Annotated in this window: 22 protein-coding genes and 1 other RNA gene; 13 read left to right on the top strand and 10 right to left on the bottom strand. The window is 36.7% G+C overall.

Translation table 11 applies throughout. The features are described 5' to 3' along the window. Positions 1–7: 7 nt before the first annotated feature. From FZ940_RS07535 to murJ, 3 genes are read right to left on the bottom strand one after another with little or no spacing between them, the layout of a single operon-like run. The gene (locus FZ940_RS07535; RefSeq protein WP_148822121.1) at positions 8–1,732 is read right to left on the bottom strand and encodes an ABC transporter ATP-binding protein; all 1,725 of its coding nucleotides are present in this window, start codon (positions 1,730–1,732) and stop codon (positions 8–10) included. Next, positions 1,725–3,119 (bottom strand): cysteine--tRNA ligase, encoded by a 1,395-nt coding sequence (cysS, locus tag FZ940_RS07540; RefSeq protein ID WP_148822122.1) that lies wholly within the window; start codon positions 3,117–3,119, stop codon positions 1,725–1,727. Before cysS ends, FZ940_RS07535 begins: the two co-directional genes overlap by 8 nt. Further along, complete coding sequence (gene murJ / locus FZ940_RS07545; protein ID WP_148822123.1) at positions 3,106–4,506, bottom strand: murein biosynthesis integral membrane protein MurJ; 1,401 nt, start codon at positions 4,504–4,506, stop codon at positions 3,106–3,108. The genes cysS and murJ overlap by 14 nt, the downstream gene beginning before the upstream one ends. 123 nt (positions 4,507–4,629) lie before the next feature. Here murJ and FZ940_RS07550 point away from each other — a divergent pair, with 123 nt between their 5' ends. The 7 genes from FZ940_RS07550 (at position 4,630) to FZ940_RS07580 (ending at position 11,095) form a co-directional block, all read left to right on the top strand. Continuing rightward, positions 4,630–6,543 (top strand): flagellar assembly protein A, encoded by a 1,914-nt coding sequence (locus tag FZ940_RS07550; protein WP_148822124.1) that lies wholly within the window; start codon positions 4,630–4,632, stop codon positions 6,541–6,543. 17 nt (positions 6,544–6,560) lie between these two features. After that, positions 6,561–7,115, top strand: coding sequence for a Holliday junction branch migration protein RuvA (ruvA, locus tag FZ940_RS07555; protein WP_107776519.1), 555 nt, complete (start codon positions 6,561–6,563; stop codon positions 7,113–7,115). An 11-nt stretch (positions 7,116–7,126) separates the two neighbouring features. Then, positions 7,127–8,167, top strand: coding sequence for a D-alanine--D-alanine ligase (locus FZ940_RS07560; protein WP_107776520.1), 1,041 nt, complete (start codon positions 7,127–7,129; stop codon positions 8,165–8,167). A 64-nt stretch (positions 8,168–8,231) separates the two neighbouring features. Further along, positions 8,232–8,462, top strand: a complete 231-nt coding sequence (locus tag FZ940_RS07565; protein WP_021091404.1) for a type II toxin-antitoxin system Phd/YefM family antitoxin — start codon at positions 8,232–8,234, stop codon at positions 8,460–8,462. After that, positions 8,452–9,237, top strand: a complete 786-nt coding sequence (gene estV / locus FZ940_RS07570; protein WP_148822125.1) for an EstV family lipase — start codon at positions 8,452–8,454, stop codon at positions 9,235–9,237. The genes FZ940_RS07565 and estV overlap by 11 nt, the downstream gene beginning before the upstream one ends. Beyond that, on the top strand, positions 9,234–10,658 hold the full coding sequence (locus FZ940_RS07575) for a UDP-N-acetylmuramoyl-tripeptide--D-alanyl-D-alanine ligase (RefSeq protein WP_148822126.1): 1,425 nt from the start codon (positions 9,234–9,236) through the stop codon (positions 10,656–10,658). Before estV ends, FZ940_RS07575 begins: the two co-directional genes overlap by 4 nt. Further along, positions 10,655–11,095: a hypothetical protein gene (locus FZ940_RS07580; protein WP_148822127.1), complete on the top strand. Its 441-nt coding sequence runs from the start codon at positions 10,655–10,657 to the stop codon at positions 11,093–11,095. Before FZ940_RS07575 ends, FZ940_RS07580 begins: the two co-directional genes overlap by 4 nt. 11 nt (positions 11,096–11,106) lie before the next feature. Here FZ940_RS07580 and FZ940_RS07585 read toward each other — a convergent pair whose 3' ends face one another. Continuing rightward, positions 11,107–12,120 carry an HdrB C-terminal domain-containing protein gene (locus FZ940_RS07585; protein ID WP_148822128.1) on the bottom strand — a complete coding sequence of 338 codons (1,014 nt, stop codon included), beginning with the start codon at positions 12,118–12,120 and terminating at the stop codon, positions 11,107–11,109. A gap of 61 nt (positions 12,121–12,181) precedes the next feature. Here FZ940_RS07585 and FZ940_RS07590 point away from each other — a divergent pair, with 61 nt between their 5' ends. The 4 genes from FZ940_RS07590 to rnpB all read left to right on the top strand — a co-directional run bounded on the left by FZ940_RS07590 (position 12,182) and on the right by rnpB (position 15,667). Next, entirely contained in the window at positions 12,182–13,003 is an 822-nt protein-coding gene (locus tag FZ940_RS07590) for a thiamine-phosphate kinase (RefSeq protein WP_148822129.1), read from the top strand. Further along, entirely contained in the window at positions 12,981–14,105 is a 1,125-nt protein-coding gene (gene truD, locus FZ940_RS07595) for a tRNA pseudouridine(13) synthase TruD (protein ID WP_148822130.1), read from the top strand. Before FZ940_RS07590 ends, truD begins: the two co-directional genes overlap by 23 nt. A gap of 432 nt (positions 14,106–14,537) precedes the next feature. Continuing rightward, positions 14,538–15,155, top strand: coding sequence for a Type 1 glutamine amidotransferase-like domain-containing protein (locus FZ940_RS07600; RefSeq protein WP_187422156.1), 618 nt, complete (start codon positions 14,538–14,540; stop codon positions 15,153–15,155). A 185-nt stretch (positions 15,156–15,340) separates the two neighbouring features. After that, an RNA gene (rnpB, locus tag FZ940_RS07605) (RNase P RNA component class A) lies at positions 15,341–15,667 on the top strand. Between the two features lie 14 nt (positions 15,668–15,681). On the opposite strand, the gene FZ940_RS07610 is transcribed toward rnpB, so the two are convergent. From FZ940_RS07610 to flaG, 4 genes are read right to left on the bottom strand one after another with little or no spacing between them, the layout of a single operon-like run. After that, positions 15,682–15,909, bottom strand: a complete 228-nt coding sequence (locus tag FZ940_RS07610) for a hypothetical protein (RefSeq protein WP_148822132.1) — start codon at positions 15,907–15,909, stop codon at positions 15,682–15,684. Further along, positions 15,902–16,273, bottom strand: a complete 372-nt coding sequence (fliS, locus tag FZ940_RS07615; RefSeq protein WP_035167483.1) for a flagellar export chaperone FliS — start codon at positions 16,271–16,273, stop codon at positions 15,902–15,904. The genes FZ940_RS07610 and fliS overlap by 8 nt, the downstream gene beginning before the upstream one ends. 9 nt (positions 16,274–16,282) lie before the next feature. Next, the gene (gene fliD, locus FZ940_RS07620) at positions 16,283–18,043 is read right to left on the bottom strand and encodes a flagellar filament capping protein FliD (protein ID WP_148822133.1); all 1,761 of its coding nucleotides are present in this window, start codon (positions 18,041–18,043) and stop codon (positions 16,283–16,285) included. Positions 18,044–18,045: 2 nt separating this feature from the next. Then, positions 18,046–18,441 (bottom strand): flagella length regulator FlaG, encoded by a 396-nt coding sequence (flaG, locus tag FZ940_RS07625; protein ID WP_148822134.1) that lies wholly within the window; start codon positions 18,439–18,441, stop codon positions 18,046–18,048. A 120-nt stretch (positions 18,442–18,561) separates the two neighbouring features. Between flaG and FZ940_RS07630 the strand changes: the two genes are divergently transcribed. Continuing rightward, positions 18,562–18,906, top strand: coding sequence for an ornithine carbamoyltransferase (locus FZ940_RS07630; protein WP_107792932.1), 345 nt, complete (start codon positions 18,562–18,564; stop codon positions 18,904–18,906). Beyond that, on the top strand, positions 18,903–19,469 hold the full coding sequence (gene rsmD / locus FZ940_RS07635) for a 16S rRNA (guanine(966)-N(2))-methyltransferase RsmD (RefSeq protein WP_107792933.1): 567 nt from the start codon (positions 18,903–18,905) through the stop codon (positions 19,467–19,469). The genes FZ940_RS07630 and rsmD overlap by 4 nt, the downstream gene beginning before the upstream one ends. A gap of 221 nt (positions 19,470–19,690) precedes the next feature. Here the strand turns inward: rsmD and FZ940_RS07640 are convergent, their stop codons facing one another. Both FZ940_RS07640 and FZ940_RS09475 read right to left on the bottom strand, forming a co-directional pair. Continuing rightward, complete coding sequence (locus tag FZ940_RS07640) at positions 19,691–20,425, bottom strand: hypothetical protein (protein ID WP_107776532.1); 735 nt, start codon at positions 20,423–20,425, stop codon at positions 19,691–19,693. A gap of 197 nt (positions 20,426–20,622) precedes the next feature. Continuing rightward, on the bottom strand, positions 20,623–20,859 hold the full coding sequence (locus FZ940_RS09475) for a hypothetical protein (RefSeq protein ID WP_187422157.1): 237 nt from the start codon (positions 20,857–20,859) through the stop codon (positions 20,623–20,625). Between the last annotated feature and the right edge of the window lie 268 nt (positions 20,860–21,127).

Here is a 21,127-nt window from a genome sequence, read left to right on the forward strand (position 1 = left end):
AATCGCCTTAAACTAAGGCTTTGCCTTTAAGTTTTGCATAAATTTCATTTCTCTTGCTAAGTTCTTCATCACTTCCAGTATCAACTATCCTTCCGTTACTTAAAACTGCGATCTTATCAGCACTTTCAACCGTACTTAGACGGTGAGCGATGACAAAGATGATCTTCTTGCTTCTTAGGTTGTTTATAGCCTTTGTGATCTCTTTTTCACTCTCGTTATCAAGCGCTGAGGTAGCCTCGTCAAAGATTAGGATTTGTGGGTTTTGATAAAGCGCTCTAGCGATAGCGATGCGTTGTCTTTGACCGCCTGAAAGGTTTGTTCCAAATTCGTTTAAAGTAGTGTTAATGCCGTCTTCTAGTTTACTCACAAACTCATAGGCATTTGCCATTTTTAGTGCATTTATCACGGCTTCTTCGTTAAATTCTCTGCCGTAAGCCACGTTTTTAGCGATTGTATCGTTAAAGATATAGACACGCTGTGTGACAAGACCGATATTTTGGCGAAGTGAGTGGATTTTGATATCTTTTAAATTTGTCTCATTTATTAAAATTTCTCCGCTATTTACGTCGTAAAATCTCATAAGCAGATTCATGAGCGAGGTTTTTCCGCCACCACTTGAGCCAACAAGGGCTATAAATTCTGACTTATTTGCCTCTAAATTTATCCCTCTTAAAACTTCTTTTTCACCGTAGTTTAGACATACGTTGTTAAATTTGATAAGTTTTATCTCTTCGCTTATCTCTTTTTCGCCATCTTTTATCTCGCTTACTTTATCCATCAAGAAAAAGGTTCTCTCGCTTGCAGCAACGGCGTCTTGCATTTTGTTGTAGATATTTACGATGCGTTTTAGTGGAGTGTAGAGCATAAAAAGTGCAGTTAAAAATGAAAAGAAAGCACCCATATTTATGTTGCCATCGATGACATCTTTGCCACCCACTATGATAACGGCTGCAACTCCGATGGAACCTATAGTTTCCATAAGCGGGCTTACTAACTGCTCGATTTTTACGGTTTTGAGATTTAGTTTAAAAAATTTATTATTTTCATCAACAAAGCGTGAATGCTCGTATTTTTGGGCATTATTTGCTTTAATTATCTCGATATTTGTAAAAATTTCACTCAAAGCCGAAGTGATATCGGATGTCTTTTCTTGCGACTGCTTTGAAATTTTTTTCATCTTTTTTGCAAGACGAGAAATCGGATAAATCGCTATTGGCATAACTACAAGTGCAAAAAATGCTAGTTTAGGGCTTTGATATATGACTACACAAAGTAGGCCAATGATCGTTATAAATTCCCTTGCAAACTCAGGTATCATGCTTGAGACTATCGATCTTATTCGGTCGATGTCGTTTGTGGTTCTACTTATTAGCTCGCCTGTTCGAAAATCATTAAAAAATTTCATATCCAAAGTTAGTAAATTTTCGACCATCTTCTCACGAAATCTTCTAATCGTATCTTGTCCGATATATGCCGTAAAATAGGCCTGCATAAAGGTTCCTATATTTTTTAGTACATAAATGGCAATGATCGCACATGGCAGCATATAAAGCAGTGTTTCATTTTTTTCAACGAAAATTTTATTAAGTACTGGCTCTACCAAATACGCACTGACCGCTGTTCCGCCACTTGCAAGGGCCATACCAATAAAGGCTAATATGAAGTGTGGAATGTAGTCTTTAAAATATGGAGCAAAGCGTTTTAGTACATCTTTTAAGCTAAAGTTATTCATTGTTTCTCTCCCAGACTACGCCATTTGGTGTGTCCATGATAGAGATGTTTATCTTTGCTAGTTCATCTCTTATCTCATCAGCTCTTGCGAAATTTCTCTCTTTTTTAGCTGCCGCGCGCTCATCAAGAAGCCTTTGGATATGCTCTTTTTGCTCGCCACTTACGCCAAACTGAAAATACTCCACATAGTTTGTGATAGCAATGCCTAAAATTTCGCTTATAAGACCCAAATTTGCCACCACTTCGGCCTTATATGCTTTATCTTTTGGGTTATTATCAAGTCTTTCATTTGCCGTTTTTACAAACTCATCGACACTTGCAAGTGCTTTAGATGCGTTTAGATCATCGCTTAGTGCTTCAAGTAGCTCATTTTTAAAGCTCTCATTTACTGCGCCTCCTTGCACACCGTCAACTCTTTTTTTGAGGCGGTAAATTTTATCAAGCCTCTTTTTAGAAGCTGAAAGATCCTCGTCTGAATAGTTAAAGTGTGCCCTATAATGGCTTGTCAGCAAGTAATATCTAAGTACCTCGCCATGGACATATTTCAAGGCATCTTTTACAAAAAAGCTATTGTTTAGGCTCTTGCTCATCTTTTCGTTATTTACTTTTATAAAGCCATTGTGCATCCAGTATTTGCTCAAATTTTTGTGATAAGCACATCTGCACTGGCTTGCCTCGTTTTCGTGGTGAGGAAAGAGTAGGTCGATGCCGCCAGCATGGATGTCGATCTCAAATTCTTTATTTTCTTTATCGCTTAGAAATTCTCTTATCATGGCCACACACTCGGTATGCCAGCCAGGACGACCCTTGCCAAATGGACTCTCGTACCATTTCTCATCAAATTTCCAAAGCACAAAGTCTTTTTCGTCTCTTTTTTCACCAAAGCTTGCCACGCGTGCGATGAGCTCGGTGTTATTCTCCTTACCGCTAATACTAAAATATCCACTATCCTTACTCGTATCAAAGTAAATTCCATCGCTGGTCTTATAAGCAGCTCCTTTTTTCATAAGCAGCTCGACATAGCTAATGATCTCCTCCAGACACTGCGTAGCCTTTGGTTTAAAGTCTGGATCAAGCACATTTAGAGCCTTCATGTCGCTCTCATAATGCGCTATATATTTGTTTGTGATCTCTTCTAGGCTTTGGCCAGTTTCAGCCATTTTCTTTAAAATTTTATCGTCAATATCAGTGTAGTTTCTTGCAAATTTGATCTTGTAGCCAAGCGCTTTTAAGACCCTTCTTAAAAGATCAAAGCTAACGGCTGACTTTGCATGTCCTAAATGCGCGTCGTCATAGACCGTTGGACCGCACAGGTAGATGCTGACCTCTTCATCTTTAATAGGGCTAAACTCAACCTTTTCTCTTTTAGAAGTATCAAAAATTCGCATTAAATATATCCTTTAAAAATGTTAAACCAAAATAGAGCAAAACCGCCAAAATAGCGATGGCGGCTATAAATTTAGGCTCGATTATAGCTAAAAATCGCTTAGCTCCAAAGGCTCTAATGTATAAAATAAGCTGTAAAAATCCCCCGAGCGAGCTTGCAAATGCAAGGCCAGCAGCTCCAAATTTTTGCATCAAAATGACTGCTAGAATCAAATTTATCACAAGGCAGATGATAGAAATTTTGGCTGCCTCTTTTTGCTTCATATTTGCATAGAGCCAAAGTGAGAAAATTTTAGCCAGTCCAAATGGCGTAAGCCCCACCAAATAGGCACTTAGCACCTTGGCACATTCAATGGTGTTTGCCCTTACGAAATTTCCTCTCTCAAACAATAGCCAGATGATAAACTCACTTAGCACGACGCCCGTGATCGTGGCTGTTAGCAGGGCGCAAAGTAGCAGATAAAAGCTCTTTTTTGTCCAAACTAGGGCGTTTGCTTCGTCTTTTTGCTTTAAAAGTCTGGTGATCTTTGGAAATAGCGCCTGAGAGAGCGCGATCGCGAAGATGGCAAGTGGGAGCTGAAAAATTCTATTTGCATAAAAAAGGTAGCTTATCGAGCCACTTACCAAAAAGCTAGCTAGCCAAGTGTCCATAAATGCGCTTATTTGCATCGCACTTGAGCCAAGTAAGCCGTGGTAAAAATTTACAAAAAAACCTTTGCTACTAGCTCTTTTGCCTTTAAAATATCCGCTTAGACCGCCCCAAAAAATTTTATTTAAGGCGTTAAATTTCATAGCAACTAGATGCACCAAAACTTGCAAAATGCCGCCTGCAACGACACCAAAACTAAGATAAAGTGCGACCACGCTCTCGCTCTTGCCGCTAGCCAAAAGTAGTGAAGTGATCATGGCTAAATTTAGCAGCGCAGTAGAAAATGCAGTCGTTGCAAAGTGCCCTTTATACTGAAGTAGCGCACCCATGAAAGTGACGATATAAACAAGGGCTAGATAGTAGAAATTTATGCGCACAAGCGGCACTGCGTCTGTGATATTTTGCTCGCTTAAACCGCTTGCGATGATCTTTATAAAATAAGGCGTAAATAAATTTACAAAAAGCGTCAAAACGCCTATAAAAAGTAAAAATTTGATAAAAATTTCAGCTTGAAAGACTGCTTTTTTCTTGCTATTTGTAAAATTTGGTAAAAATGCTTGTGTAAAGGCGCCCTCGCCAAAGATACGCCGAAATAAATTTGGGATTTTAAAAGCTATAAAAAAGAGGTCGCTAAATATGCCAGCACCAAGAATGGAGGCCGTAAGAAGATCTCTAACTAGCCCTAAAACCCTTGAAGTCATGATGCCAACCGAGTTTGAAAAAAAACCTTTTATAAACATCGCTCACCTAAATTAAATTTGAAAACGCAATAGTAACAAAAGATGCTTTAAAGCTTACATAACCCAAATTTAATAAAATTTTGGCGATAATAAGAGCCAAATTTTATGTGAAATGGATCAATTTTGAGCGAGAACGTGCAAGAAAACGAGAGATTTTTACCGCCAACGCAAATTCAAACTTCAACGCCTTATATATCGCTTAAAGAACTAAGCAAGCAACACAGCGTACCGGTAGAATTTATAGATTTTAAAATTTTAGATATTTTGACTTATTATAAAAATAAAGATAATGAAGAGCCAGTTTTTGTCCCTGAAGAAAATTTAGACTTTTTTGATGATAATGCATTTTATCTTGACGAGACACTAGAGATCGAGCAGGTCTATGACGTGGAATTTTTTGATGTTAGGCTAAATGCTGTACCAAAGCTTCCAAAGATAGAAATCGGTGTAAATTCAACGGTTACAAAAGTAGTCGCAAAGGTAAAAGCTACAAAAGATTGTGAATACGAACAGCATTACGAAGATAAACTTTTTGAATATATCGCCAAACAGCTTATGAAAGCTCAAATTTTAATAGGTATAAGGATCGGCAAACTAAAAGACGAGCTAAAACAAATCGCCTCAGTTGTACATGTAAAGGGCGAACTTGATAAAGACTACATACTAAACATAACACAAGGTATAAATCCAAAAAAAGCTACCGATGCAAAGATACTTTACTACTACAAAGATAAGCTTGATGCGATAAAAGAGGAAGATAAGGTTGATTACGCTGATAGAGGTTTTGTTTTTGGCGTGGCACAAGATGAAGTGATAATGGAAGAGAAAAAGTCTCACGAGGGGCAAAATGGCCGTGATGCGAGAGGTAAATTATTAGCAGTAGAAAAGCCAAAAGAAGATACTGGCAAAGAAATAAGTATAAGCGAAAATATAGAGAGAGTAGAAAATGACGATAGCATAATATATATCGCTAAAAAATCAGGATATGTAGTTGAGAAAAATGGCTCATTTGACATCGAAGAGCGTATAGAGATAAATGAAGCAAATTTTAAAACAACTGGCTCTATTCAAGCAGGTACTGATACAAATGTGACTTTGGTGGTTAGGGAAACCGATACTATAAAAGATGCCATCGGCACTGGTATCATCGTGGAGGCTGACGAGATCGAGGTTAAAGGAAATGTCGGCGCAAATGCGATGGTTAAAGCAAATGAAGTAATAATCGGCGGTCAAACACATCAAAAGGCTAAAATTTATGCAAAGAATGCAAAAATTTCTATCCACATCGGTAAGGTTGAAGCTGAAAATGTTGAGATAGATAGGCTAGAAGGCGGAAATGTCGTAGCAAAAAGAGTTAAGATAAATAGCGTCGTTGGTGGTTCTATAACTGCTCAAAATATCCAAATAAATACGCTTGGCTCAAACTGCACTATCACAGCTTCACACTTAATAGACGTAAGATATTTAAGAGGTACTGACAATAAATTTATAATCGATACTAGCAAAATGCCTGAGAGTGCTGAGGCTACGCAAGAGCAATTAAATAAGATCGAAAATACAAAAGTAGAGCTTGCCTCGCTTCTAAAAAATATTGAAACAAAGAAAAATGTCATAAATGAAAATAAAGACTCGATTTATACCATAAAAGCAAAGGTAGAAGAGCTCTCAAAAGCTAAAGTGATACCGCCAGTTACCTTTATGAAAAAGCTAAAAGAGTATCAAGGTCTAGTCAATGAATACAACACTTTGCTAAAAATTTTTAAAGATAAAAAAGAGTTGCTAGCTACTCTAAAAGATGAGCTTGAGATCATGCAAAATGGAATATTTTCTGCAAAAGTGATAAATAGAGGCAACTGGGTTGAATTAAATGAGATTAGATTTGTTATCGTTGATCCTCCGCAAAATGTCACTTATATCTCAAAGCAAAATGAAACCGCTCATGCTATTACTTTGGAGAAGATTGGCGATGGCGATGAGGCTGAGTATAAGATCAAAAAGTCAAATAAATTAGAAGACTACACAGATACAAATTTTTAAGAATAAAAGGTTAAATGATGATAAAAGCGATCGAAGGTATCGTCAGCAGAAAAGATCCCGCATTTGTGATACTTAAGACAAATAGCGGCGTAAGCTATGGGATTTTCATCTCGCTTTTTTGCTCAGCCAAGCTTAGCAAGGGCGAAAAAGTCGAGCTTGCCATAACGCAGATCATAAGAGAGGATGCAAATTTACTCTACGGCTTTTTAGACACAAATGAGCAAAAGATGTTTGAGATGCTAATAAAGCTAAATGGTATCGGAGCTAGCACGGCTATGGCGGTTTGCTCAAGCCTTAACTCACAAGCATTTACAAATGCCATAATAAGCGGCGATGCAGATACTTTTAAAAGCGTGCCAGGTATCGGACCAAAGACTGCTAGACGCATTATAGCTGAGCTAAGTGACGCAAAACTAATAAGTGATGAGAGCGTGCCAAGCTATCAAAACGAAGCGCTTTTGGCACTTGAGGCGCTTGGCTTTAAACGTGAGAAGATAGTGAAAATTTTGCCTGAGTGCAAGAGTGAAAATACGAGTGATCTTATAAAAGAAGCATTAAAGAAATTAGGATAAGGATTAAAAAGATGAATTTAGGTGTGATATTTGGAGCAAAGAGCTATGAACATGAGATAAGTATAGTTAGTGCGATAGTTTTAAAAAATGTCTTAAAACAAGAGCTAAAATTTATATTTTGCGACGCAAATAGAGATTTTTATCTTATCGAAGAGAAAGATATGAGAGCAAATTTCTTTAGCTCTGGTAAATACAAAAATTCAAAAAAGCTCATTTTATCTAAAGGCGGATTTTTCATACACTCTCTTTTTGGCGATAAAAAAGTAGAGTGCGATGTCATTATAAATTTGATCCACGGCATGGATGGCGAAGATGGCAAGATAGCAGCACTTTTTGACTTTTACGGCATAAAATATATAGGTCCAAGGCTTGAAGTAAGTGCACTTAGTTACAACAAAGAGCTTACTAAATTTCTAGCGCAAAAAGCTGGTGTAAAGGCGCTTGACTATGAGATGCTAACTCGTCAAAGTGAGCCAAAATTTCACTATCCTATTATCTTAAAGCCAGCAAGACTTGGAAGTAGTATCGGCGTAAATATAGTGCATGACGCCAGTGAGCTAGCTTATGCAAAAGACGTGGCATTTGAGTTTGATAAGGATGTACTTGTCGAGCCTTTTATAAAGGGAGTAAAAGAGTACAACCTTGCAGGCTGTAAGATAGATGGAAAGATAAAATTTTCTATCATCGAAGAGCCAAAAAAGAAGGAATTTCTTGACTACGAGCAGAAATATCTTAGCTTTGCAAATGAAAACAAGGTGAAAGAGGCTGAAATTTCTGAGGAGCTAAAACAAAAGCTTAAATTTAACTTTTCAAAAATTTATGATTGTGGATTTGAAGGAGCGATCATTAGATGCGACTTTTTCGTGATAGATGATGAGGTCTATCTAAATGAGATAAATCCAAATCCAGGAAGCCTTGCAAACTATCTATTTGAGGATTTTGAGAGCACTTTAAACGCTCTTGCAAACTCACTTCCAAGAGAGCGTAATATAAAGATCGATTATAGCTTCATAAACTCGATCACTTCAGTAAAAGGTCGCGGGAAAATTTAGACCATTTAGTAGATTATAAAGTAGTTTGTGATATTTTACGTAAAATTTTACACAAAGAGCGACAATGGTAACTTTTACAAAAGATGAAATTTATACAGCAACTGAAGTGGTTAGAAATTTTAGTTCAGTGCTCTCTCGTGTGGGAGCTAATGAATTAAAAAGAGCGGTCATTGTTAAAAATAATAAATTTGAAGCAGTGCTTTTAAATATGGAAGAGTATGAGCGCCTTTGCGAAGCAGTGAGTGTGCTTGAGAGCATTTATACTGCAAAAAAAAGAGAGAACGATGGCGAGTAGGGCGGTAAAGTACGGCTCAAATGAGTTTGATATAAACTACGAGATTGTAAATCCAAAATGTAAAAAAAAGGTACTTTTTCTGCACGGCTGGGGCGCTAATAAAGAGATAATGAAAAAGGCTTTTGACTCATATTTGAGCGAACTGTGCCACGTTTATATCGATATGCCAGGCTTTGGTAAAAGCTCCATTAGTGATCCGTTAAAAACAAGTGATTATGCAAAAATCGTTGAAAATTTTTGCGCTGAGCTTGGCATAAAGCCAGATATCATCGTAGGTCATAGCTTTGGTGGCAAGGTCGCAACGCTTTTAAAGCCACCGTATCTTGTGCTTTTGAGCTCAGCCGGTATAGTTGTCAAAAAGCCATTTATCGTGCGCGCAAAGATCGCTATTTTTAAAATTTTTAAGCTTTTTGGATTTGGAAAATTTTATAAACTCTTTGCCACAAAAGATGTAAGCGGTATGAGTAGAGTGATGTATGAGACCCTAAAAAATGTAGTCGATGAGGATTTTACGAAGCATTTTGCCAGCTTTAGTGGCAAAGCTTTTATATTTTGGGGCGAAAACGACAAGGCAACGCCTATAACAAGCGGAGAGAGTATACATAAGCTCATAAAAAATAGTTCATTTTTTCCGCTTAATGGTGATCATTTTTTCTTTTTACTTCACGCTAAATTTATAAGTGAAGAGATAGAAAAAGGGATAAATTTTGAGCCAAATGAAGCAAAAAATGTCGTGATAGATGACTATGAGAGCGGGATCGAGGAGATAAGATGAATATATTTTTAAGCATAAGCACAGTTTTATTTATCTTTGCGCTTGCTTTTTATGTGATCACTTGCTTTCAGTGGTTTTCATATAGGCCTGAGCGTGTGCTCTTTCACTTCACAAAGCCTGCTTGGCACGTCTTTTTCTTTATCGTACCGTTGGTATTATTTTACACGACTGGCAAGTGGTTTTTTATCTATTTTTACTTTGCGCTTTTGCCAGCTCTTTATCTTTGGCACAAAAAACTTGATAAAAAGCTAGTCTTTACCGCTAGGATCAAGCACTTTTTTGCCATCCTTGCTTGCGCTATCATCTTAAACTATGCTTTAAATTTCATCATCCACAAGGCATTTTTGGCCCCTATGCCACTTTTTGTCTTGGTTGTGAGCCTATTTTTTAGTGAAATTTTAGAAAAGATAAAATTTCAAGGATTTAAAAACAAGGCACTTAAAAAACTGGGTGCAAATAAAGAGCTAAAGATCATTTTAATCACCGCAAGCTACGGTAAAACGAGCATCAAAAATTTCTTATTTGAAATTTTAAAAGACAGCTTTGTCTGCTACAAAACACCTCGCAGCGTAAATACAATGGCTGGCATCATTAAAGATATCAACGAAAACTTAAGCGAGCAAACGCAAATTTACATCGTAGAGGCAGGCGCTAGGCTAAAGGGCGACATCCTAGAGATCACAAAATTTCTAAATCCGCAAATCGTAATCGTTGGCGAGATCGGCGCACAGCACATAGAATACTTTAAAACGCTTGATAATATCCGCTCTACCAAACTTGAAGCACTTCAAAGCACTCGTTTGCAGATGGCATTTTTACATAGCTCGACAAAGAAAGAGCCAAGCCAAAATTTAGAAATTTACGATGAAAGTCTAAAAGATATCAATGCAAATTTAGATGGAATTTCATTTATGCTTGATGACAAGAGTTACGCTTCGCCGCTACTTGGCAAATTTAACGCTACAAATTTAGCCGTTTGCGTCAAGGTGGCAAAATACCTAAAAATGAGCGATGAGGCGGTAGATAGAGCGCTATCTAAGATGAAAAACGTAGAGCACCGCCTAAGCAAGATCGAGGCTGGCGGCAAGCTGATAATTGACGATAGCTTTAATGGAAATTTTTCAGGTATGAGCTCAAGCTACGAGCTTGTAAGCACCTATGCTGGCAGAAAAGTACTGCTAACGCCAGGCATCGTAGAGAGCGATGCGGAGCAAAATGCAAATTTAGCCAAGGTGATAAATGAAATTTTTGATCTTGTCATCATCACAAGCTCGCTGAATGCCGAAGTTTTACTAAAGCACATCGTAAAGCCAAAGATCATCATCTTAAAGGATAAAAATAAAATGCAAGAAATTCTAGCTCAAAATACGCGTGCTGGCGATCTCATACTATTTTCAAACGACGCACCGAGCTTTATATGAAAAAGATAGTTTTTTTAATTCTGGCTTTAAATTTAGCATTTGGCTTTGACATCGATGATTATGACAGGGGCATTGAGACACTAAATGCTGGAGATTACGTAGCTGCGTATGAAATTTTTTATGATGGCTGTGAGCAAAAAGATGTGCTTTCGTGCGAGGCTTTGGGCGATATGTTTGTAAATGAAGAGATAAATGAGCAAATGGATAGTGATCTAAAAAAGCACTCAAATATCGAGCTTGGCGTGAGTTATTATATGAAAAGCTGCGACCTTGGCTACCAAAATGCTTGTGATGATGTGATGAGCTTAAGGGACGATTTAAACATAAGCCTACCAGTTGGTGTTTATGAAAACGCCAAAGCAAGGTACGATGAGATAAGACAAGAAGACGAAAAAGAAGAAGCCTTAAGCGAGCAAAATGCGACTTTGCAAAAATAAATTCTCTAGTTTTAGACTATATTTACTTTTAGCGTATGCTCTTTTAGGCTTGCTGGAATTTTACCATTTTCAAGCTCTATCAGTTCGCTAACTCTTAAAATATAAAAATCCTGCAAGCTTCTGTTTGTAAATTTTTCAAGCTTTTTTGAAAGCGTGTCAAATATATAAAACTCAGCATCATTGCTAGCTAGTAAAAAATCAGCCCCGCTATCAAACGCATTAAAGATGGTCTTACTTGCAAATGCAAATGCGAGCTTTTCGTTGACTTTTAAAAGTTTAAATCCGCAAGGGAATTTGATGTTTAGATTTATAAAATTTGCTCTAAATTTATCTAAATTTTCAGGGATTTTATCGCTTATGGCTATTTTGAACTCTTTAAATTTATCCAAACTCTTTATCTTTTCAAGCTCATTTTTTGAGGTTTCATCCTCTTTTATTCCTAAAATTTCTTTAAAAAACCTAATCGCTTCGTTATAAATTTCGCTTCCGCCAAAGATAAAATCATCAATCTTGCAAGCTATTAAAATACCATTTTCATTGTTGATAAGCCTCATGATCTCATCATTTTTTTCTTTTTTATAAAGATGATGAGCTAGTATGATGGCCGCTGCACCTATAAAATTTGGTTCGTATTCTCTCACAAAATCAGCATAAAAATATGGCTTTAAGTTTGCATAAAATTCTTTGTCTGCTTGATCGCAAAATTTATTAAGTGGCTTAAATTTCTCCCAAAAGTCGTCATCGTTTATCTCAAGATCTAAAACTGCTCTTTTTTCATCAAGTGGCGAAATCACAAGCTCGCCTGCAAATTTCTCATATAAATTTACTAATGGTTCAGCAGTACTCACTACGACATCATTTACTTTCACAAAGCCAGTTGTTGGCTGAAAATAGGGATCAATTTTTTTAATATGCAAAAATAGTTCATCAAGGTTTGCGTAATCTAAAATTTCTAAAGAATATGGTTTAAAATACGACAAAATATCCTTTTTTGCATTAAATCTAAAAATCTCTATTTTTTGCATTTGACTCCTTTTTTGGCTTATTTTATCCTAAAATTAAAAGGAGTTTCATTATAATGGCCCGATGGATAAAGAAAATTTTACGATTGAATGCTTTGGTAACGCTTATATTGGCGATGATGCGGCTGTGCTTGGCAAGCAGGTCTTTAGCAAGGATATTTTTGCTGAAAACTCGCACTTTAAGCATGGCTGGCTAAGCCTTGAAGAGATCGGCTACAAGGCGATGATCGTAAATTTTTCAGATACGATCGTGATGAATGCTAGGCCAAAATTTGCGCTTCTTGGACTTAGCTTGCCAAAGAATTTTTCGCCGCAGCAAATCAAAGAGCTAAGCGTAGGCATAAACAGAGCTTGCGAGGAGTTTGGCGTAAAGATAATCGGTGGCGATACGATAAGTAGCAAAATTTTAAATATAAGCGTTAGTGTAATTGGCGAGCTAAATGGCAAAGCTGTGCTTAGAGAAAATGCAAAATACGGAGATCTGGTGGCTTTTACTGGCGAGCTTGGAGGTAGCAAAAAGGGGCTAAATTCGCTTCTAAGGCTAGCTAAAATTTCAAAAAACTCACGATTTAAAAAGCCTATTTTAAGAGATAAATTTTTCTACAAAGCAGCTCATCTTATAAACTCTGCTATGGACATCTCAGATGGACTAAATGCTGATCTTGCTAAGCTTTTAAAGGCTAACAAAAAGGGTGCTAAATTTACAAAAAAGCTAAGTAAATTTGAGCTTAGTAGTGGCGAAGAGTATGAAATTTTATTTACTTTTAGTCCTAAAAATTTAAACGCTATCAAAAGGATCGCCGCAAAAACACGGACAAAGATTAGTATCTTTGCAAAAATTTCAAATAAAAGGTTAAAACAAAATGCAAGAAACCACCACTTTTAAGCCACTTTATGCACTCACTCATGCGCCCATAGAGGCTTACTTTTCTAAAAATTCAGATGATTTTGTCGTGCGCGAGATACCACTTTACGAGTTTAGCGGTGACGGTGAGCACTTGATCGTTGAAATTTCTAAAAAAGATATGACGACACAAGAGGCCTTGCATGTCTTAAGCGAGGTTACAGGAGCTAAGATGCGTGATTTTGGCTACGCTGGGCTAAAGGACAAGCAAGGCATGACGACTCAGTTTATCTCGATGCCACGTAAATTTGAGAGCAATCTAGCAAACTTTAGCCATGAAAAGATGAAAATTTTAAGCCTAAATGCGCATAAAAATAAGCTTCGCATCGGACATCTAAAGGGCAATAGCTTTTTTATCCGCCTTAAAAAGGTGCTACCAAGTAATGCCAAAAAGCTAGAGCAAGCATTTGTTAGCATCGATAAAATGGGCTATGCAAACTACTTTGGCTATCAGCGTTTTGGTAAATTTGGCGACAACGCTGCAACTGGACTGGAGCTTCTTAAAAACGGGACGATAAACGGTAAAAAGAGTAAAAATCCAAAGCTAAACGACTTTTTGATCTCGGCATATCAAAGCGATCTTTTTAACCGCTGGCTTAGCAAACGCGTGGAGATTTCAAGGTTTGCGCAGGATTTTAGTCTAGGCGAGCTAACCCGAATTTACCCGTATCTAGGCGGCGAAAATTTGAAAAATTTAAAATCGCAAAAGAGATTTTTTAAGCTGATAGAGGGCGAAGTCTTGGGCCACTATCCGCACGGCAAGTGCTTTTTGTGCGAGGATTTGGACGCGGAGGGCGCACGCTTTGACGCTAGAGATATCACTAGCTGCGGGCTGATCGCGGGCGCGAAGGCGTATGAGTCGCAGGGTGTGGCGAGAGTGGTCGAGGATCAAATTTTCGCGCAGGCAAATGAATATAAAGCTAAAATGACGGGATCTAGGCGCTTTGCGTGGTGCTACTTGGAGGATACGAGCTACAAATATAACGAAGAAAAAGCACACTTTACGATAAATTTCACGCTGCAAAAAGGAAGCTACGCGACGGTGGTGCTAGAAGAAATCTTGCACAAAAATATCTTTGAGTAGGGCGGCTTGTCTTGCGAGCGCTTTTAAATGATTTTTTGTGTCTATGCTCGCAATTGCAAGCAGAGCATAAATTTCGCTCCGCGATAGGCTGTATACCTTATCTTGGGACGAAATTTATTTCTTTTGTTTAGCTACGAGCATAGTGGCACATAAAACATTTAAAACCATCTCGCAAGACTTCACCTTAACTTTCAAGTTTAAATTTCACAAATCAAAATCTGCCTTGCCTAACGCTCTTTAAAAGCTGTGAGCGAAGCGGTGCAAAAACTTTACCTTGTCGTTTTAAGCTCAAATTTGCGCACTAAGACCCGCACCTTAACATCACTAAATTTTACCCGTAAAGCAAGATACGCTGGCGACGCGAAATGCGAGCGTTTCTAGGCTCGTTTGGATATAATGGGTTTGCAAATTTATATTTTAAAGGGATTAAAAATGGCAAATATTTTTCTTTGCTCTTATTTTGCGGAGGTTGCGAGCAAAATTAATGAATTGATAGATTTTCAAGGCAAGCACGTTGCTTTTATTGATACGGCAGCAAAATTTGAAGAGGTAAATTTTTATGTAGATGAAGCGGTGGAAATTTTAGAAAATTTTGGTGCGAAGCTAAGACGCCTTGACGTCTCTTGCGCCCAGAGTTTAGCTGTGCCAGTATCTGAGAAAGATGAGCTATTTTGTAACGATGAAATTTTGTCTGCCATTAGTCAGTGCGATATCATTTACATTAGCGGTGGAAATACGTTTTATCTGCTTAACGAGCTGCGAAAATCGCGCGTCTGGCAAGCTATAAAAAATGCGGTCAAAGCGGGTAAAATTTATATCGGTGAGTCGGCGGGAGCGATCGTGGCCGCACCAGATACTAGATATGCTACGCTAATGGATGAAAATAGCCAAAATATGAGCGATTTTACGGGGTTAAATTTGGTTGATGTTTACGTCGTACCGCACTTTGGCTGCGAGCCTTTTGCAGAGGCTACGCACGAGATAATAAAAAAATTTGGGGATTCGTACGATTTACGACCTATAAATAATGCTGAATTTATTTCACTTTGAGGTAAAAATTTATGTGATCTTTGATAAAACATACGCCAAATATTTACTCAAAGCATTTTCACTATAAGATCGCTTTTTGTCTGCAAATTTACCTTATAAATAAACAAAATAATTAAAACGCGTAAAGTTAAAATCTAAGGCTTTTTAAGGCTCGAAATTTAAGCCAAAACCGCTATAATTTTATCCTGGCACGGTAAGCGGTCGCTTTTGCACCACGCAAAAGAGGAAAGTCCGAGCTGCGATAAGACAAGGTTCCATCTAACGGATGGCTAGGGAAACCTAAGGGATAGTGTAACAGAAAGTAGACTTCCGCTTCGGCGGTAAAGGTGAAACGGCGGAGTAAGAGCCCACCGGCACGCTTGGTAACTTGCGTGGCCATATAAACCCAACCTGCAGCAAGAAGGGATGGTTTTGGTCTTATATTAAAACCCTTCGCTAGAGTTTGTTTGTAAAAGCAAGCGTAGATAAATGATCGCTCAAGACAGAACTCGGCTTAACGCCGTGCCTTTAAATTTATAAAAATTGATTAGTTTGTTACGTATTTTTGAGCTTTTTGTAGTTTTATAAGCTCATTTTGAATATGTGAAGACTTGCTTTTTAAAAGCTCTATTGCTCCGCCGATTAATGCTTGTGCTTCTTGTGCTGAAGCTAGGCTCGTAAACATATCCTCACTAAAATTTTGTGATAATGCAGCTATCTTGTCCGTGTCTTCGTTTATCAATGCTAATTTAAACTCATTAGTCCAACTATTCACCTGATGTTACCTCTCTCCATGCTTCAGATAGTTGCTTTACAACATTGGTTACTTCATTTAAAGCTGCGATATCGTTTTGTATATTTGCCATAGCAAGAAGCTGCATCTGTCTTGTATAAAGTCCGCTAAGATAGTGAGCTACATCACCTTGAGAATAATCAAGCGAATTTAAAAGCTCAACAAAAATAGCGTTTGTCCTATTAATATAATAAACTTTTTTCTCTATATCTCCAGCTTCTATCGCCTTTTTGGTACGAAATATAAATTTTAAAATTCCGTCATAAAGCATTTCTATTAATTTAGTTGGGGACTCGATGCCCCCAAAACTAGATTGTGCGTATGCACTATATGCACTTTGATTCATCTTTCTCTCTTATTTTCTGCTATTTATCTCTGCATCGATCATTGATTTTAGTGTTGAGAACTGATTTTCTAAACTCGCGATGATAGCGTTATACTTGATAAAGCGCTCTTGCATTGTTGTATATTTCTCATCTAAAAGCTTTTGTGTGCTCTCTTTATTTTTTGTGATCGACTCGTTTTCGTCTTTTAGCTGATTTTGCATAGCGATCATTGTGCCTTTTTTACCAACGACACCATCAAGCATTTTAGCTAGCTTTGTAAATAGCCCATCTGTCTTTTTGGTTACTGGATTTATGGTAGCTTCATTCATACCTAAAGCTGTTAAGGCTGAATTTTTACCTTTTACCTCGATATTTTCGCCATCGCTTCTTTTTAAGACGATTCTTTTGCCACTGTTATCAAGACTGGCTGTAACTCCAGTTATGCCAGCGTCATTTATGGCTTGTTGAAGTTTTAGTGCATTCTCTTCAGCTGTGGCAGTAGCAGTAGTTGAAAATGTAACTGACTTGCCGTTTATCGTAAGATCACCAGCTTTTATGTCTAGTGCTCCAGTGCTAACAGTCGATGCTCCCATATAGCTTATTGGCTCGATCTTGCTTGATCCCATGAAAAATTTCTGAATCTCTTCAGGATCTTTGCTAAGTGCTGCGTTAAATTTATTTAGATCAAGCTGAAGCTGACCGTCTTTATCAGGCACTATGCCATATTTACTTAATGCTTTGCCTTCGCTATCTTGTCCATTTACAAGACGGCCAATGTTTGATCTTAAACTTGAAATTTCGCTAACGCCTTGGAAAGTGCCAGCTCCTTTTTCCTCGTCATATTTTGTAGCTATGCCAAGGTTCATGGTCATTAGGTTGTAGTCTTTGATAAATTCTTCAACCGCTTTTATTACTTCTTTCGTATCTTGAGAGACGCTTACGTTTGTTTTACCAGTTTCATTTAATGTAATAGAAATTCCCGGCCTTAAGTCGTTGAAGGTATTTTTGCTTCTTTTTACATTTACTCCGTTATATGTAAATTCTGCATCTTGCGCCTTTAAAATTCTATTCTTTTCAAAATTTGATGTCATCTTTGGTGTGCCATCAGGATTTGTTAGCAGAGTGCCATTTGCATCTTTATCTTGAAACTGCGTACTATCCCAGCCAAGCTTATCTAAAACACCAGCTGTATCATTTGAAAATTTAATAGTCTGTGTTGCGCCAGTGTTGCCTGATTGAAGCATGATTTGATTTGGCTTATCTCCGCCAACATTTAAAATTCTAGCTTGTAATTTACCACCACTGATATCATTTATCTTGTCTACAATATCCTGATATGTGGTTGATCTAGTTACGCTAATAGAAAATTTTTGTCCATCGATCTCAACGTCAAAAGAGCCGTTATTTGTCGCACCTACTAAGCTTGAAGCGTTTTTGAAATTTGAGCTTTGAAATGTATCTTTTTGAGCAAGTTTTTGCACATCGATACTAAAATTTTGTACGCTAACGCCATTTGCCGCTGAGGCTGTTACGCTTTTGCCAGCATTATTTGTAGTTCTTTTTAGATAAAGTGCCTCTCCGCCAAGCGTTTTGCCACTTACATTTACGTTGCTAACTAGAGTTTTTAAGGCCGCAAGGTCTTTTTGCTTTAGATCATTTCTTTCTAGCCTTTTTGTTAAAGGCTTGATCTGCCCTGCTTCATCTGCTTCTTTTAGCTTTTTGATAAGATCGTCATTTAGACTACTATTTTTTGTACCTAAGCCTAAATTTGTTACGTTACCTACTGCCATTTTTAACTCTCCTTGTCAAAAAGTATTCCTATGCTCTCTTTGAAATACTCACTTATTCTTATAGCCTCTTTGCTTGGAAGCTGTGTTATCTCTTCGCCAGTTTTGGCATCTTTTACCTGTACGACCATTAAATTTAGCTTCTCGTTGTAAGCAAATCTTACATTAGTATCGAGCTGCTGCATTTGATAGTTTAGCTTGTCAGTGACCTCTCTTGTTCTTTTGGCAAGCTCTTCATTGCTAAGTCCGTCTAGCTCGTTAATGTCTTTTGTTTCATTGTTTTTATCAGCACTTAATTTAACATCAGAATGCTCGATAGGTCTGCTATCTATTTGACGCTGAGCAGATGTGCTCATGCTCGTATCTAGTACCTGATTTGCTGTTGCCTTAAAGATTTCCATAGTTTTACTCCTTAAAACTTACGTTAGCTTCTACATCGGTAAAATTTTAAAATCCTTTAGTGTTTATACAAATTTTTGATTATTTAGGCTAAAATCGAGCAAAAATTTATAGGAAGAGATATGAAAATTTCATTTGAGTGCGAGTGTATTTTACTTCAAAAGACACTGCTGCTTTTTTGTGGAAATTTAGCTGCTCATCATAAGGATTGTGATTTTGTAGTGAGTGACCGCGAGATTGCGACAAAAAAACCGCTATTTATAATAGGAAAAAATGCTCATCTTTCTCATCCTTTTACCAAGACGACACTTCTTGATACGCTTGAAGAATTTTACTCAGCTATGCAAATTTCAAAAGCAAATGAGCTAAATGAAGCTAAAAATGAAAAGAGCTTAGAAGAGAAAATTTTGCTTTTGATAGATAAATTTAAAGTTGATCTGCTTGAAATTTTAAGGGCAAATCAGTGAAACTCTATACCAAAATTTCAAGTGGTAAATTTAAAGGTAAAAGGCTTGAATTGCCAAGTCTAAGCACGACTAGAAGTACAAAAAGCATCGTAAAAGAGTCTTTTTTTAACGTGATTAGAGATGAAATTTACTCGCTTACATTTATAGAGGGCTTTGGTGGAAGTGGAGTGATGGCAAGCGAGGCCGTTAGCAACGGAGCACGTGAGGCTATCGCTATCGAAAAAGATAGAGCCGCTTTTAAGATCACGCAAAGCAACCTTGCAAGCCTAGAGTGCTCAAATTTAAAAGCGATAAATGGCGATACTTTTGTTCTTTTGCCTAATCTTGTAAATTCTCAAAGTGGTAAAGTTTTGCTCTATCTTGATCCACCATTTGACATAAGAACTGGCTTTGATGATATCTACAAAAAGCTTGTAAATTTGATCTCACAGCTAAAAAAAGAGAAAATTTATATGATAGTTTTTGAGCACAACAGCGACTTCAAATTTAGCGATGAAATTTCTACATATAAGCTTGTAAAATTTAAAAAATTTGGAGCTACTTCGCTCTCTTACTTTCTATAGAATTATAGTGGAACTTAATCAGATTTTATTTTTTATTGTTATTGGTAAAACACAGTAAACATTTTTTATATCATGTGCTGTATCTAAAACTTACTTCCAATGCTTATATTTTTTATGAAGTAGTAAGGGGGGCATAGTTATAGCTAAATTTTAAATATTTTTATGGTCAATAAAATCATCTAAGCTCCCTAATAATTAATTTAATATTTATTTGTGTTTGTTCAAGTTCCTTTAATTTTATTGTTTTGGGCTAGAATTTTAGCTATTTTTTCGCCAGTGGCTTTTATTGCTACGTCAGAGTTTAGTCCATATCGATTGCCTAGAAAATACGTTATTACAATCATAGAACCGTTTTTATTTATGAAGTAATAAAATTTCTTATCACCTGCAATATCTTCATTTATCTGTGCATCTTCTCCACCAAATGCAGTAATAAATTTGTTTTTATAGCTTATTCCTACACAAATTATTAAGCGCGGTTTATACTTCTTTGTCCACATCCTAAGTATAGGAAAACGATTTTGCTCTATCCAATGCATGTATGTACTTTTATTTTCTAGTCCAGTTGCTTTGGCAAATCCTTCACTCCAGAGACTATGACTAGTATTTTTAAATGCAAGTGGATACAAGTTTAGTTTAAAAAATCCTTTTGCTCCATGTGTAAATGGTTTTACTTTTTCGTTAAATTTTATGTGATTAATCTCACCATTAATCGCACAAAGCAGTTTAACGGCTTTGGTGTTGAATTGATAGGCCAAATTTAGCTCGTAACTCTCATATCCTGTTGGTGGTTTGCTAACGTCATTATTAAACTCGTCGGCTAATTGTTCTGGCTCAAATCCACCACCCCATTCTAGCCCGCACAGCCAAATACTCTGATTTTGTGGACTACCTATGTCACCACCGTCACAACCGCTAAAACCCAAAGCCCATTTTTTAAAATCTTCGTTTATCATTATTTATTCCTTATTTGCTTAAAAAATTATTTAATATGTTTTAAAATCAATAAAAACTATACCTCTCTTTTTTCGGTTATCGTATAAAAATTTTCAAAACCGCATTTATTACATTTGGTATAAATTTTTATATCTTTTATCCTAAAAGTTGTACTCATTGTCTTATTGTCTACTTTTTTAGTTCCCCTTACCAGCTCTTATCGCAGTATATCTTGTCCTATTTTTTTGGTGCAAAAACTATTTTTACAGTTTGGACATTTTGAATAAAATTTAAGTCCAAAGTACACTAAAGGAACAATAACTACAAACAATAAAGAAAATATATTATCTTTTAAAAAATTGACACATAAAATACTGACTCCAATACCGACAACAAACGATATAAAAATAGCCAAAAACTTACCGACGCGCCTCAAGTCTTCAATAAAAAACATTTTTATCCTTTGAAGTGAAATGGTAATGCATTTTACTTCTTTTTGCAACAAAATTCAATTAAAATTTATTATTTTTTTATTTGTAAAATTTTAATAAGAGTCATCTAAATAGCACTTAAACTATGATATTTTAGTCAATTTGCTATTTTATACCTTTAACACTAGATGAGAAAAATCATAAATTTCTTTATTTTTTTCTGAAATTATGCAACAAGCTGTGGATTTATTTTTATAATTTTTATTGTTGCTTAGTGTCCAGTTAGATTTT

Source organism: Campylobacter concisus (assembly GCF_902460415.1).
In the GTDB taxonomy this organism is placed as follows: domain Bacteria; phylum Campylobacterota; class Campylobacteria; order Campylobacterales; family Campylobacteraceae; genus Campylobacter_A; species Campylobacter_A concisus_Y.

Coding starts and splice junctions, on each gene's coding strand:
- fliD (WP_148822133.1), bottom strand. CDS start 18,043: ATGGCAGTAGGTAACGTAACAAATTTAGGCTTAGGTACAAAAAATAGT.
- flaG (WP_148822134.1), bottom strand. CDS start 18,441: ATGGAAATCTTTAAGGCAACAGCAAATCAGGTACTAGATACGAGCATG.
- FZ940_RS07565 (WP_021091404.1), top strand. CDS start 8,232: ATGGTAACTTTTACAAAAGATGAAATTTATACAGCAACTGAAGTGGTT.
- cysS (WP_148822122.1), bottom strand. CDS start 3,119: ATGCGAATTTTTGATACTTCTAAAAGAGAAAAGGTTGAGTTTAGCCCT.
- FZ940_RS07585 (WP_148822128.1), bottom strand. CDS start 12,120: ATGCAAAAAATAGAGATTTTTAGATTTAATGCAAAAAAGGATATTTTG.
- fliS (WP_035167483.1), bottom strand. CDS start 16,273: ATGAATCAAAGTGCATATAGTGCATACGCACAATCTAGTTTTGGGGGC.
- murJ (WP_148822123.1), bottom strand. CDS start 4,506: ATGTTTATAAAAGGTTTTTTTTCAAACTCGGTTGGCATCATGACTTCA.
- estV (WP_148822125.1), top strand. CDS start 8,452: ATGGCGAGTAGGGCGGTAAAGTACGGCTCAAATGAGTTTGATATAAAC.
- FZ940_RS07535 (WP_148822121.1), bottom strand. CDS start 1,732: ATGAATAACTTTAGCTTAAAAGATGTACTAAAACGCTTTGCTCCATAT.
- FZ940_RS07600 (WP_187422156.1), top strand. CDS start 14,538: ATGGCAAATATTTTTCTTTGCTCTTATTTTGCGGAGGTTGCGAGCAAA.
- FZ940_RS09475 (WP_187422157.1), bottom strand. CDS start 20,859: ATGTTTTTTATTGAAGACTTGAGGCGCGTCGGTAAGTTTTTGGCTATT.
- truD (WP_148822130.1), top strand. CDS start 12,981: ATGCAAGAAACCACCACTTTTAAGCCACTTTATGCACTCACTCATGCG.
- FZ940_RS07630 (WP_107792932.1), top strand. CDS start 18,562: ATGAAAATTTCATTTGAGTGCGAGTGTATTTTACTTCAAAAGACACTG.
- FZ940_RS07580 (WP_148822127.1), top strand. CDS start 10,655: ATGAAAAAGATAGTTTTTTTAATTCTGGCTTTAAATTTAGCATTTGGC.
- FZ940_RS07560 (WP_107776520.1), top strand. CDS start 7,127: ATGAATTTAGGTGTGATATTTGGAGCAAAGAGCTATGAACATGAGATA.
- FZ940_RS07640 (WP_107776532.1), bottom strand. CDS start 20,425: ATGATAAACGAAGATTTTAAAAAATGGGCTTTGGGTTTTAGCGGTTGT.
- ruvA (WP_107776519.1), top strand. CDS start 6,561: ATGATAAAAGCGATCGAAGGTATCGTCAGCAGAAAAGATCCCGCATTT.
- FZ940_RS07575 (WP_148822126.1), top strand. CDS start 9,234: ATGAATATATTTTTAAGCATAAGCACAGTTTTATTTATCTTTGCGCTT.
- FZ940_RS07590 (WP_148822129.1), top strand. CDS start 12,182: ATGGATAAAGAAAATTTTACGATTGAATGCTTTGGTAACGCTTATATT.